Source organism: Campylobacter helveticus (genome assembly GCF_002080395.1).
GTDB classification, from domain to species: domain Bacteria; phylum Campylobacterota; class Campylobacteria; order Campylobacterales; family Campylobacteraceae; genus Campylobacter_D; species Campylobacter_D helveticus.
Genome location: NZ_CP020478.1, coordinates 1,137,204 through 1,149,529 on the forward strand (window position 1 = coordinate 1,137,204; position 12,326 = coordinate 1,149,529).

At 34.2% G+C, this 12,326-nt stretch carries 13 protein-coding genes; 7 read left to right on the forward strand and 6 right to left on the reverse strand.

Features of this window, described 5'->3' with window-relative positions; genetic code table 11:
- Genes CHELV3228_RS06090 through abc-f form a run of 3 tightly spaced genes read left to right on the forward strand, consistent with a single transcriptional unit; the run spans position 1 to position 4,015 of the window.
- A complete protein-coding gene (locus CHELV3228_RS06090) occupies positions 1-483 on the forward strand; it encodes a hypothetical protein (RefSeq protein ID WP_082200138.1) in 483 nt (160 codons plus the stop codon).
- Positions 480-2,063: a phosphoglycerate dehydrogenase gene (serA, locus tag CHELV3228_RS06095; RefSeq protein ID WP_082200139.1), complete on the forward strand. Its 1,584-nt coding sequence runs from the start codon at positions 480-482 to the stop codon at positions 2,061-2,063. The genes CHELV3228_RS06090 and serA overlap by 4 nt, the downstream gene beginning before the upstream one ends.
- A gap of 32 nt (positions 2,064-2,095) precedes the next feature.
- Positions 2,096-4,015, forward strand: coding sequence for a ribosomal protection-like ABC-F family protein (abc-f, locus tag CHELV3228_RS06100; RefSeq protein WP_082200140.1), 1,920 nt, complete (start codon positions 2,096-2,098; stop codon positions 4,013-4,015).
- A gap of 13 nt (positions 4,016-4,028) precedes the next feature.
- On the opposite strand, the gene CHELV3228_RS06105 is transcribed toward abc-f, so the two are convergent.
- From CHELV3228_RS06105 to pgp2, 4 genes are all read right to left on the reverse strand, one after another.
- A complete protein-coding gene (locus tag CHELV3228_RS06105) occupies positions 4,029-5,489 on the reverse strand; it encodes an alanine/glycine:cation symporter family protein (protein WP_082200141.1) in 1,461 nt (486 codons plus the stop codon).
- A gap of 100 nt (positions 5,490-5,589) precedes the next feature.
- Entirely contained in the window at positions 5,590-6,054 is a 465-nt protein-coding gene (locus CHELV3228_RS06110; RefSeq protein ID WP_082200142.1) for a tRNA (cytidine(34)-2'-O)-methyltransferase, read from the reverse strand.
- The gene (locus tag CHELV3228_RS06115; protein ID WP_082200143.1) at positions 6,054-7,037 is read right to left on the reverse strand and encodes an alanine racemase; all 984 of its coding nucleotides are present in this window, start codon (positions 7,035-7,037) and stop codon (positions 6,054-6,056) included. Before CHELV3228_RS06115 ends, CHELV3228_RS06110 begins: the two co-directional genes overlap by 1 nt.
- Complete coding sequence (pgp2, locus tag CHELV3228_RS06120; protein ID WP_082200765.1) at positions 7,037-7,987, reverse strand: cell shape-determining L,D-carboxypeptidase Pgp2; 951 nt, start codon at positions 7,985-7,987, stop codon at positions 7,037-7,039. Before pgp2 ends, CHELV3228_RS06115 begins: the two co-directional genes overlap by 1 nt.
- 159 nt (positions 7,988-8,146) lie before the next feature.
- On the opposite strand from pgp2, the gene CHELV3228_RS06125 reads away from it, so the two are divergent.
- From CHELV3228_RS06125 to CHELV3228_RS06135, 3 genes are read left to right on the forward strand one after another with little or no spacing between them, the layout of a single operon-like run.
- Positions 8,147-8,566, forward strand: coding sequence for a copper chaperone PCu(A)C (locus tag CHELV3228_RS06125; protein ID WP_082200766.1), 420 nt, complete (start codon positions 8,147-8,149; stop codon positions 8,564-8,566).
- A 3-nt stretch (positions 8,567-8,569) separates the two neighbouring features.
- Positions 8,570-9,010: a hypothetical protein gene (locus CHELV3228_RS06130; protein ID WP_082200144.1), complete on the forward strand. Its 441-nt coding sequence runs from the start codon at positions 8,570-8,572 to the stop codon at positions 9,008-9,010.
- Positions 9,007-9,552 carry an SCO family protein gene (locus CHELV3228_RS06135; protein ID WP_082200145.1) on the forward strand — a complete coding sequence of 182 codons (546 nt, stop codon included), beginning with the start codon at positions 9,007-9,009 and terminating at the stop codon, positions 9,550-9,552. Before CHELV3228_RS06130 ends, CHELV3228_RS06135 begins: the two co-directional genes overlap by 4 nt.
- Positions 9,553-9,593: 41 nt before the next feature.
- Here CHELV3228_RS06135 and CHELV3228_RS06140 read toward each other — a convergent pair whose 3' ends face one another.
- A complete protein-coding gene (locus CHELV3228_RS06140) occupies positions 9,594-9,890 on the reverse strand; it encodes an HU family DNA-binding protein (RefSeq protein ID WP_082200146.1) in 297 nt (98 codons plus the stop codon).
- A 92-nt stretch (positions 9,891-9,982) separates the two neighbouring features.
- On the reverse strand, positions 9,983-11,818 hold the full coding sequence (gene ciaB / locus CHELV3228_RS06145; protein WP_082200147.1) for an invasion protein CiaB: 1,836 nt from the start codon (positions 11,816-11,818) through the stop codon (positions 9,983-9,985).
- A 67-nt stretch (positions 11,819-11,885) separates the two neighbouring features.
- Between ciaB and CHELV3228_RS06150 the strand changes: the two genes are divergently transcribed.
- On the forward strand, positions 11,886-12,299 hold the full coding sequence (locus CHELV3228_RS06150) for an acyl-CoA thioesterase (protein ID WP_082200148.1): 414 nt from the start codon (positions 11,886-11,888) through the stop codon (positions 12,297-12,299).
- Positions 12,300-12,326: the final 27 nt, after the last annotated feature.

Sequence of the window (12,326 nt, forward strand, 5' to 3'; positions counted from 1 at the left end):
ATGAAAAAATACGCCCTCATAGGCATTTTGAGTGTTTTAACACTCATTTTACTTATTGTTGTTTTTGTTTTATTGTGGAATTTTAAGTCGGATTCTAACTTTCTTCCGCAGTTTATAAAAGAACATAATGCTACTGAGACAATTTTAAATAAAACCAAAACTTGGCAGCAAGAACTTGCTATGTGGCCTGTCAAAGATTTCACCCCAGCCGCAGAGCAATTTCGCTTATATTTTGACGCAGATACAAGTGAGCTTAGAGAAAAAAGTAAATACTACCAACTCATTATCAACAAGTATGATATTTATTCTATGTTTTGCTTAAGGCAGACACTTGATTCCTTTAAGGTTAAATACTTTTTGCTTAAATCAATAGAAAGCCCTGAAATTTTCCTAGACACAGATAATCAAAAACTCATAGAAGAAATTATAAACGAACTTAAGAAATATAAAATCAATACGCAAGCAAAGGAGATATGGTTATGAAAAGAAAAATTATAGTATGCGATGCTATCTTGGATAAAGGTGTGCAGCTTTTAAGAGATGCCGAAGATATTGAGCTTATCGAAGCAGCAAAAGTGCCTAAAAATGAACTTTTAACTCTTCTAGAAGATGTGGAAGTTGCTATTACAAGAAGTTCAACTGATGTCGATGAAAATTTCCTTAAACACGCCAAAAAACTTAAAGCTCTTGTTCGCGCTGGTGTTGGAGTGGATAATGTCGATATTCCAAACTGCTCTAAACAAGGCGTTATTGTAATGAATGTCCCAACAGCCAACACCATAGCAGCTGTTGAGCTTACTATGGCACATCTTATCACTTCAGCAAGAGCATTTGTAAATGCTCACAATTTTCTTAAAGTTGAAAGAAAATGGGAGCGAGAAAAATGGTATGGCATCGAGCTAAAGGGCAAGACATTAGGCGTTATAGGTTTTGGTAATATAGGCTCAAGAGTTGCCGTTCGCGCTAAGGCTTTTGGTATGGAAATTTTAGCTTACGACCCTTATATTAGCGCTTCTAAAATTACAGATTTAGGTATGAAACAAGCCAAACATCTAGATGAAATTTTAACCCAAAGCGATTTTATTACCATTCATACTCCTAAAACAAAAGAAACAAATGGCATTATAGGTAGTAAAGAACTTGCAAAAATGAAGGATAAGGTTAGATTAATTAATTGTGCAAGAGGTGGCTTATACACAGAAGAAGCTTTATGTGAGGGACTTAAAAGCGGTAAAATCGCTTGGCTAGGTATTGATGTATTTGACAAAGAGCCTGCGACAAATCATCCTCTTTTAGAATTTGAAAACATCTCCGTTACCTCTCATCTTGGTGCAAACACACTAGAAAGCCAAGAAAATATTGCCATAGAGGCGTGTGAGCAAGCCTTAAGTGCCGCAAGAGGCGTGGCTTATCCCAATGCGTTAAATTTACCTATTAAAACTGAAGATTTGCCACCTTTTGTTGAGCCTTACATCGAGCTTGTATCCAAAATGGCATTTTTAGCCGTGCAAATTGATAAACACCCTATCAAATCCATTAAAATAGAAGCTGAGGGCAATATAGGCGATTATGCAAATTCTATGCTAACTTTCGCAACTGTTGGGGCATTAGGCGGGATTTTGGGTGAAAATATCAATTATGTCAATGCTGAATTTGTCGCTAAAGAAAAAGGTGTCGAGCTATCTTGCGAAACACTACCAAATAGTGGCTACAATAATAAACTAAGCGTAAAAATAACAACAGATAATTCAAGCGTTATTGTCTCTGGCACGGTCTTTAATGAAAACGAGCAAAGGATAGTTGGATTAAACGGTTTTAAAACGGACTTCAAGCCAAAAGGTAAAATGCTTATCTTTAAAAATAAAGACATTCCGGGAGTTATTTCTAAAATCAGCTCCACACTCGCAGCACAAAATATCAACATAGCTGACTTTAGACTAGGACGCGATGGTTTTGGCTATGCTTTAGCTATTGTTTTAGTCGATGAAGTCATCTCTAAAGAAGTTTTAGATGCGTTAAATAAACTTGAAGTTTGTGTTTTCGTCCAATATGTGGAAATTTAATGCGTGTTTAGCACGCATTTCCAAGGACTTAAATGGCGCTCATTGATATTATCGAAGCAAATAAAAAATTTGGTGAAAAAATCGTCCTAGACAATGTGAGTTTTAGTATCAATGAAAATGAAAAAATCGCCATTATAGGTAAAAATGGCGAAGGTAAATCCACACTCTTAAAAGCACTTCTGGGGACACTAAGCCTAGACAGCGGTAGAATTGTAAAGCAAAATAATAAAAGTATCGCCCTACTTTCACAAAATGTAAATTTTGATGTCAATTTAAGCGTAAAAGAAGCAATAGAAAAAGAACTCAATGAAATTTATGAAGCCTTGCAAAATTATGAAAAACTCCAAAATGCTTTAGAAAAAAGTCAAGATAAATCCTTGCTTAATGAGATGGATAGCGTTATTAATTTCATAGAAAGCAAAGACGCGTGGAATATCGACAATAAAATTATGCGCTATCTTAAAGAATTTAAACTAGAATCCTATCAAAATAGAAATCTTTCAACATTAAGTGGTGGGGAAATTCGGCGTGTAGGACTTTGCATACTTTTACTAAAAAATCCAGATATCCTACTCCTTGATGAGCCTACAAACCATCTTGATGTATATATGTGCTCGTTCTTAGAAAATTTGCTAAAAAATTCTAAAATGTGTGTGGTTTTCATCTCGCACGATAGATATTTCATCGATGAAGTTGCTCAAAAATGTATAGAGATAGAGGAAGGAAAAATTCGCATTTTTAAGGGGGGCTATACGCAGTATTTAGAGAAAAAAACTGAACTTTTAGCCTCACTTTCCAAAAGCCACGAAACCTTGCTCAAGCAACTCAAAAATGAGGAAGAATGGCTAAGAAGAGGCGTTAAAGCGAGATTAAAGCGTAATGAAGGGCGTAAAGAACGACTCTTCAAAATGCGAGAACTTGCAAAGAAAAATCCAAGCGAAATAAAAAAAATAAAGCTTGAAATCACAAGGGCAAACTTAAATTTCAACCAACAACAGAGTATAAACCGCAAAAAAATGCTTTTTGAGCTTAAAAACCTCAGCTTAAGCTTTGGCACAAAAAAACTTTTTTCAAATTTCAACGCAAGAATTTTGCAAGGCGAAAGAATTGGGATAGTAGGACGCAATGGAAGTGGTAAATCAAGCTTTTTAAAACTTCTCTTGGGCGAAATTGAAGCAGAGAGTGGGGAGATTAAAAAGGGGGATTTAAAGATAGGCTATTTTGACCAAGCTAGAAATTTCATTGATGAAAACAAGAGTTTGGTAGAAATTTTTTGTCCTAATGGTGGCGACAGGGTGGAAGTTCGAGGGAAAAATATGCATATTTTTGGCTATCTTAAAAGCTTTTTGTTTCCTAAGGAATTTTTGGATAAAAGCGTAAGTTTGTTGAGTGGTGGGGAAAAAAATCGCCTTGCCCTAGCTTTACTTTTCACCAAAGAATACGATGTTTTAATCTTAGATGAACCCACGAACGATCTTGATATAGCAACCATTAATATTTTAGAAGAATATTTGCAAAATTTCGAGGGGGCTATTTTGCTTGTGAGCCACGATAGATATTTCGTCGATAAAATCGCTACAAAAATTTATGCTTTTGAAAATGGGACAATCGAAGCACTTCATATACCTTACACGCAATATTTAGAAAATGAGCAAGAATTAAAAGAATTTGATGAGTTGTTAAAACTTGAGAAAAAAAGTCCCAACTCAAAAGAAAAAACAAGCAAAAAGCTAAGCTACAAAGAAAATGAAATTTTACAAAAACATCCAGAAAAGATTGAGCAATTAGAAAATGAAATTAAAGAACTTCAAAACGCCCTCTCAAATCCAAAAATTTACGAAGAATTTGGGATACAAAACCTTTATGAAAAGCTCGAAAAATCTCAAAAATCATTAGAAAAATTAGAAGATGAATATTTTGCCGTTTTAGAAAAAAGCGAAAGGGAGGCTTAAAGCCCCCTGTAAATTAGTCCCAGCATTCTGCATTTTTAATGCCAAGTTTTGAAGCACTGAAACTTGGGTCTAGTCCCGCTCTTTTTTGTGTCGTGTAGTCGTTAAGCACTTTTGAAACGATGCCACCTAACAGTAGTAAAGAGATGATATTTGTCGTAGCCATAAAAGCCATAGTCAAATCTGCCAAGCTCCAAGCTAGTTTTAAATCCATTTGAGCACCGATAAAAATCATAGCCACAGCAGTAATTCTAAATAAATTCATCACAAGCTTAGAATCTGTAAGATATTTAACATTTGCTTGAGCATAGTAATAATTTCCTATCAAAGAAGTGATTGCAAAAAGCACGATAGCAACACTAACAAAATGAATTCCAAAGCTACCATAATACTCCCTCATCGCCTCTTGCACTAAAGGCATAGCGGTAAGTAAATGTTTGCCATCAGCCCCTATATTAAAATATGCCATAGAAAAAAGCACCAAAAATCCTGAAGCGGTGCAGATGATTAAGTCAATTAAAACAGCAAAAGCTTGGATAATGCCTTGCTTTGCAGGGTGATTTGTAAGTGCTGAAGCTGCAGCATTTGGGGCTGAACCCATACCAGCCTCATTAGAAAAAAGTCCTCTTTTAATCCCTATAACCAAGGCTGAACCTGCAAAACCACCAAAAATCGCCTTAAAATCAAAAGCACTTTCAAAAATAAGACTTAAAACAGAAGGAATTTTTTCTAAATTCATACATACAGCAATTAAGGAAAGTCCTATGTAAGCCAAAGCCATAAAAGGAACGATAACGGAGCTTACTTTGCCTATTTTAGTATGATGAGAAAAAAACATCCAAAGTCCAAATAGAGCTAAAATCGCTCCTATGATAACAGGCCAAGAACTTTGCGCAAAGGTTTCTGTGGCATTTGGATTAAACATATTATAATACACCTCAAAGGAAGAGGTCATAGTTTGACTTTGAAGTCCATTAAAGCCATAAGCATAAGTAATAATTAAAATCACAGCAAAGAATGCTCCAAGCCACTTAAGTCCTAATGCTTTTTTAATATAATAAGCAGGACCGCCCTTATAACCCCCTCTTGGGTCTTTTGACTTATAAACTTGCGCCAAAGTGCTTTCTGCAAAGGCTGAAGCTCCACCAAAAAACGCCATAGCCCACATCCAAAATATAGCTCCAGCCCCACCTAAAGTAAGTGCGGTGGCAATACCTGCAATATTTCCTATACCAACTCTTGAAGCTGTTGAAATCATTAGAGCTTGAAAAGGTGAAATGTGCTCTTTGGTATGCCCATCATTTTTTTCAACTAAAATGCTAAAAACAGAACCAAGCATTCTAAACTGCACAAAACCTGTTAAAAAACTATAATAAATTCCACAAACTATCAAAATTACAACCATTATCGTGTCGGTATAAGGGATAATTTGCGTTGCACTTGATAAAAAATCAAGCAAAGGCTTTAAAGCATCCATTAAAACTCCTTAAAATAAAGTCAAAAATAATTTTAACATCAAATTAACAAAAAATGGCTTATCTTTAAATTTAATTTCCGCTTAATGTGTAAATTTGAAACTATTTAAAAGTATGAAAATTTTGCCTCAAAGCTTCATAAGCGACAATCCCAACACTTGTAGCCAAATTTAAACTTCTACCATAAGGTTTCATCGGTATAGTTATTTTATGCTTTGTGTTAAGCTCCATCAACTCGCTTGGCAATCCAAAACTCTCGCTTCCAAAAAATAAAAAATCATCTTTTTTAAATTCCACACTAAAATAAGGCTTATCGCTCTTTGTAGTCGCAAAGAAAAAACGCTCTTTGTGTATCAAATTTATCTTTAAAAATTCCTCTAAACTTTCCCAAATTATAGGCTCAAGCTTATCCCAATAATCAAGCCCAGCTCTACGCACAGCCTTTTGACTAAGCTCAAAAACACAAGGCTTAATAATGTGAAGTTTAAAGCCAGCATTAAAACACATTCTGCCTATACTACCCGTATTTTGCGGAATTCTAGGATGCACTAAAACAATATGAAACATTAAATTAATATTCTTTTAATACTAGGATGAAGTTTAACTAAAATTTCATAATTGATAGTGTGAAAAAATTCAGCCCACAAATTTGCATCATTAAACACACAAATTTCTTCCCCACTATCCTCACAAGAGAAACTATCCATAGACATTTTTCCTAACAGCTCTTTGCCATTAGCAAGTTTTAGCTGCCCCTTACCATTGTAGCGAAAAAGCCCATCCGCATAGCCTAAATCATAAGTCGCTACCTTTAAAGACCTATCCGCCACATAAGTCCCACCATATCCTATACCTTGCCCTTTCTTAAGCTCTCTTGAACTTAATTTTTGCGCGTAGAGTTTTAAAACCTTTTTAAGACTACCATCTCCGTATCCAAACTGCACGAGTCCCACCCTACACAACTCATCTTGTGGCATTTGCCCTCTAAAAAGTGCGGAAGAATTAAAAGAATGAAAAAGCAAAGTTTTGCGTGTGGCATTTCTAATCGTTTCTTTGGCTTTTTGAAAATTTCGCCTTTGGGCAAAATAACTCGCATCAAGCTCATCAGCCGCCATAAAATGTGTAAAAGCACCTTCTAAATTTAAGCACCCAAGCTCTTTTAAAAGCTTTTCTAAATTTTCCAAATTCACGCCATTTCTATGCATATTTGTGTCAATTTTAAGATGAATGCGTGTATTTTTTTTAAATTGAGTTAAAGTCGATGGCTCATTTAAAGCATAAATAAATTTAGGATTTTCCTCACCTGTAGGTCTATGCGAGAGTATAAGGATATTATCAAAATGCTCTTCTAGTTGGTAAGCTTCGCTTTCATTTTTTACGGCTACAAAATTTACTCCACAAGCCCTAGTTATGGGGGCTAAAAGATTTGCTCCGTGTCCATACGCATTGTCCTTAAAAACGCAAATTAGCTTATCATAGCCACCAGCCTTAGCAGCAATGCAGGAAAGATTATATCTATAAGCCTTTGTATCTAGCGTTATAAAAGACATTACTGCTCTGCTAAGATTTTCATCTTGCCTTTTTTGTCCAACTTGACATAGAGGATTTTATTACCCCTAAATTGATAATTTTTAGTGTAATAATCCTCGTAAAAAGAAATTCTATACATCTTTTCATCTTCTAAATTTGGATAAGGACTAATACTAATATCAGAAAATTTAATAATTTTATGTTCTTTTCTTGAAAAAATCACCCTTTTCATTGAAGCAAACTGCGAAAAAGTGCTTTTGTCAAAACGCTTAAATTCTTCCTCATCATAAAAATCCAAGTAGGCATTGACATCGCTCTCAGTCCAAGCATATTTCCAAGCAAACAAGTCTGCCATTAGCGAAGCAATCTCATCTTTTTTAGCTTTAACGCTATCTTTCTCCTCGGTTAAGACATAAACTTTTTTACCAGCCACAACCTTAGCAAAATCTTCCAATTTGTCATTAAATAGTGCTATACAGCCTCTAGTTTTAAATTCATCAAGTCTCGTTCCATCAAGAGGGTATCCGTGTATCCAAATTCCTCCGCCTGTTTTTCCTTGCACCTTGTCAAGTAAATTTGGGTAGCTAGTCGCAAAAGCAAAAGGACCGTAATACTGGTCACCAGGATTAAATTTAGCTCCAAGCTCATAAAAACCGATAGGCGTTTTTAAATCCCCCTCTTTTTCCTTATCGCCCATAAGTCCTGTAATCACTTCTTTTTGCTCAAATTCTTTCTTAATTTTGCCGTTGGTGTAAGAATACACTTTTAAAATTTTATCATTTTTGTTAGTTTTAACTATCACAACATCTTTATCGTAATAACCAAGCGTTAAATTTTTATCCCCTAATTCTTCAAGCCAAAAATCCTTATTTCCAAGTTCCTTTTCTATCGCGGCACCCACAGCATCTAAACCATCATTTAAATATATCTTTACCAAATCAGAGGCACACAAACTTGATAAAAAAGCCATAAAAACTAACAAAATTCTCAAAACATTTCCTTAAAATCAATAATTTAGAAAGTGGAATTATATTATTTTTTTCTTAAAAAATTTTAATGGTTTATTGTAAAATAAAATTTTTTAGCTATAATCGAAAAATACTATTATTTCGAAAAGGAAAATAAAATGATGTTGAGCAAAAAATTTCTTATTCTTAGTTTTCTTGGTTTGAGTTTAAATGCTGCTGATTTGGAGATAAAAGACGCTTTTATTAAGCAAACCCCTCCAAATTCTCAAAACACGGCAGTTTTTTTCACTCTTGTTAATAAAGGTGAAAAGGAGGTTGCTTTGATTAATGCAAAGAGCGATTTAAGCGATAAAGTGGAGCTTCATACACACATTCATAAAGACAAAAAAAGCACTATGGTGCAAATTCCACAGATTAAAGTGAGTCCAAATTCTAGCACAGAGCTTAAGCCGGGTTCATATCACATTATGCTTTTTAATGTAAAGCAACCCGTAGATGCCAATACCAAAGCAAGTTTAACGCTTTATTTTGATGATAATACTAGCGTCAAGCTAGAGCAAATTCCATCTAAAAAGCTCTAAAATTTGAAAAAATATCTTCTCATATTTGCTTTTTTCCTGTTTTTAATAGGCTTTTATGCCTATTTCAAATTTGATTTTAATGGAGATAAAAATTTTTCCAACAGCACGGAGCCATTGATTTGCGATTTAAATATACAAGATTGCACTTTTGAATTTAAAGATAAAAAAATTCGTGTTTCTCTAAATCCAAAACCTTTGCAAGCTATGGATGTGCTTGACTTAAAAATAGAAAATTTGGATTTTTATAAAAATTTGAGCCTTAAAATTTATGGTTTAAATATGTTTATGGGCGAAATAAAACCAAAACTTATCTATGAAAATTCTTATTATAAAGCTAAACTAGTCTTAAGCACTTGTGTGCTTGATACTATGCGTTATAGAGCACAATTTTTTAAAGATAATAAGCCTCTTGGCTTTCACTTTGACTTTGAGCTAAAACGATGAGAAAAATTATTTTAATTGTATCTTTCTCTCTTGTTTTGGGATTTACTTATTTTATCTATCCTAGCAAAAATTATGATTTTTCTTTACGCTCAAATTTCTCTCAAAATACCACATTAAAACACTTTGAGGGAGAAAAACTTATTATATACTTTGGCTATACTTTCTGTCCAGATGTCTGCCCAGGCACACTCTCATTACTCTCATCAGTACTAGATAAAGTCGAGCATAAACCCCATCTTCTTTTCATAAGTCTTGATATAAAAAGAGATAAAAACCCCGAAAAAATCGATGAATGGTTAAGATATTTTTATAAAAATTCCACAGCTCTCATCGCCAAAAATGAAAGAAGTTTAGAGAAATTGACTAAAAACTACGGCGTTTTGTATGAAGAAATAGACCTTAAAGATTCTTTTATGAAATATTCCATCGCCCACAGCAACGAGCTATATCTCTTTGACGAAAAGGGAAATTTCAAGGGTTCGATAAATGATTTAAGTCCAAACGAACTCTTAAGAACACTCAAGGAATTTTTAGGGGAGTAAAATAGTAAGAGTGAGGCTGATGAAGAACCAGCCCCTTATAATTATTTCTTTTTCTTTCCAGCTTTAACAGCAACTGCTTCTTTAAGATTTTTACCAACCTTAAATTTAGCAACTCTAGTCGCAGGAACTTTAATTGTAGCACCTGTGCTTGGCACTCTAGCTTCTCTAGCAGCTCTTTCAGTAGTCGAAAATGTTCCAAAACCAATAAAGCTAATGCTATCGCCTTTAGCTAAAACCTCAGTAATGGTAGAGATTACTGCATCTGTTGCAGCAGTCGCATCTTTTTTTGTAAGCCCAGCAGTTTGAGCAACCTGTGAAACAAAATCTGCTTTAGTCATTTAAGACTCCTTTAAATTGATTTAAAACATCTAATTCTAGCATACTTTAAGCAAAATAGCAAGATAAAAGGGCTGTTTTGGCATTTTTCTTGCTATTTTATCTTAGTATAACGCTCAAATTCTCCACTTTCATCTAACTCATTGCCAATTTCTTCATAAAGCTTATGGTAAAATTCCACAAATTCCTTACATTCTTTATGTTTTGGAAGGAAAATTCCATTTTCCAAAATGCAAAATATATCTAAAAATTCTTTTGCATCAAGCCTTAGAGCGTAATGTTTAGCCAAAGCATAGTAAGTTTGCAAACAAAGCTTTTTAAAACTCTCATAAGAATCAAGATTAAAATGCACTTTTAACTTTCCCTCTTTAAATTCCAAAACACTACTTTGAAACAATAAGCAAAGATGTATCAGTCCCTCCGTATAATAAGCCTTTACCTCCTCGACTTTCTGCCACGCTATCAAGCCAACAGCCCTTTTGATTAATTCTTGAAAAACGGGTAGCCTAAGCTCATCTTCTTCGTGATAGAAAAAATTTATAAGCCCACCACAAGTTGCTTTATACTCCTCGATATTTTTAAAAAAACCGCTTTGATTCATTGTTTTTTCACTATCTTTTGCGATAAAAAAGATATGTCCATATTCGTGTCCTATGGTTGAAATTTCATAAATTCTCTTCCAAAGTTTTTCATTGTAAAATAAAATATCCCTACCATAAGTTAAAAATTCTTTATCAAAAACCTCACTCGCTATCCTCATAAAAGGTTTAGTTTTACTATTTTCATAAACAAAATTTAAAAAAGCAAAGATTTTCTTGCCTACTTTTGCACTGACAAATTCATCATTTGGCACAACTTGAGCCGAAAAAAGACCCTTTAATTCTGCACCATAATAAATCATCGGCAAACAAATATAAAGTTGTGTCTTGGCGATATTTTCACACACTTCATTTTTTAAATTTTCATCTTCGATTCCTATACTTTCATACACTTTTAAAAAGCTTTGCTTTATGTTTTTGCTAAATTCCGCTCCGTCAAACGCATTTTCATCATTGAGCCTAATGTCCCATTCCAATGCCACGGCGTGCGTATAATTATCCTCATAATACTCAAGCGGATGTCCTACTTGCAAGGGAGACTTAACCCTCATCCAAGCAAATTCAGCTTCCTGCCACGCACCAATGACTTTTTCATCTTCTTTCTCACAAAAGGCATTTTTCAGCTTCTCAAAATACTCCACATAAGCAATTTCTTCCTCGTTTTGTGCTAAGGTTCGCAATTTTTCAATCATTTTTTCAAAAGCAAATTCTAATCTTAAAATTTCATTTTCAAAAAATCTTGCATAAGGCACAAAACGCCATAAAGAGCCTATTTTTACAAGCACTCCATAGCTTCTTTCGCAAATTTCACCAAAACTATCAACTTGATAAAGCTTGTTTTTACGCAAAAAACTTAACGCTTCTTCTAAATTTGCAAAGGTAGAGCTTAACATTTTATTATTTTTTTCTATAATTTCTTTAGTCCAAACGACCTCAAAATCATTCATCACAAGCCCTATACTATGCACCCCCTCAACCAAAACCTGATAAAATTCATTCAAAAGCTTTCTTTCTTTTATTTCCTCTATAAATTCGCCGTGTTCTCTTTCATAAAACTTTCTCACTTCCTCATAAAGAGCGTGTTTTATAAGCGTAATCTTCTCTTCCCTTATGCCTCTTTTTTCCAGTTCTTTTACTAAATTTTCCTCTTTTAAATCAACCAAACGGCGTAAAATAGCTAATAAGGTGCTTTTTTCGTATTCTAAACCACTTATTTTTAAAAGCTTTTCTAAAAATTCATTTTTTTCTTCACTATCTAAAAATCGATAAAGCTGGTTAATGCTATCCTTACGCCTTTTAGCAAGTCTTGCGACTTCTTTAAAATCATTCATAAAATTCCCTCGAAAGTTTATTAACTTTTTTAATTATAATTTCCTTTTCAAAACAAGGAGTAATAATATGAAAGATATGGGAGAGCCAAAACTTAAAATCGTTGCTATGCCAAGCGATACCAACCCAGCGGGCAATATTTTTGGCGGTTGGATTTTATCCCAAATCGACTTAGCCGGAGCCATAGCAGCCAGAGAATTAGCACCAGAGCGAGTTGTAACCATTTCTATGGATAAGGTTGTTTTTAAAGAGCCTGTTTATATAGGCGATATCCTTTCTTGCTATGCAAAAATCGAAACTGTTGGCAATACCTCAATAGGTGTCAAAGTAGAAGTTGTCGTGCAAAGAGTAGATGACTTGGGCTGCACTTCGTGCATTAATGTAACTTCGGCTTTTGTAACTTATGTTAGCGTTGATAAACGAAGTAAGAAAAAACCTATCAGCGATGAGCTGAAAAAAATTCACGGCTTCTTAGCCGAATGATTGTCTAGCAAAACCTTTGCTCTAAAT

Coding starts and splice junctions, on each gene's coding strand:
- CHELV3228_RS06090 (WP_082200138.1), top strand. CDS start 1: ATGAAAAAATACGCCCTCATAGGCATTTTGAGTGTTTTAACACTCATT.
- serA (WP_082200139.1), top strand. CDS start 480: ATGAAAAGAAAAATTATAGTATGCGATGCTATCTTGGATAAAGGTGTG.
- abc-f (WP_082200140.1), top strand. CDS start 2,096: ATGGCGCTCATTGATATTATCGAAGCAAATAAAAAATTTGGTGAAAAA.
- CHELV3228_RS06105 (WP_082200141.1), bottom strand. CDS start 5,489: ATGGATGCTTTAAAGCCTTTGCTTGATTTTTTATCAAGTGCAACGCAA.
- CHELV3228_RS06110 (WP_082200142.1), bottom strand. CDS start 6,054: ATGTTTCATATTGTTTTAGTGCATCCTAGAATTCCGCAAAATACGGGT.
- CHELV3228_RS06115 (WP_082200143.1), bottom strand. CDS start 7,037: ATGTCTTTTATAACGCTAGATACAAAGGCTTATAGATATAATCTTTCC.
- pgp2 (WP_082200765.1), bottom strand. CDS start 7,987: ATGGCTTTTTTATCAAGTTTGTGTGCCTCTGATTTGGTAAAGATATAT.
- CHELV3228_RS06125 (WP_082200766.1), top strand. CDS start 8,147: ATGTTGAGCAAAAAATTTCTTATTCTTAGTTTTCTTGGTTTGAGTTTA.
- CHELV3228_RS06135 (WP_082200145.1), top strand. CDS start 9,007: ATGAGAAAAATTATTTTAATTGTATCTTTCTCTCTTGTTTTGGGATTT.
- CHELV3228_RS06140 (WP_082200146.1), bottom strand. CDS start 9,890: ATGACTAAAGCAGATTTTGTTTCACAGGTTGCTCAAACTGCTGGGCTT.
- ciaB (WP_082200147.1), bottom strand. CDS start 11,818: ATGAATGATTTTAAAGAAGTCGCAAGACTTGCTAAAAGGCGTAAGGAT.
- CHELV3228_RS06150 (WP_082200148.1), top strand. CDS start 11,886: ATGAAAGATATGGGAGAGCCAAAACTTAAAATCGTTGCTATGCCAAGC.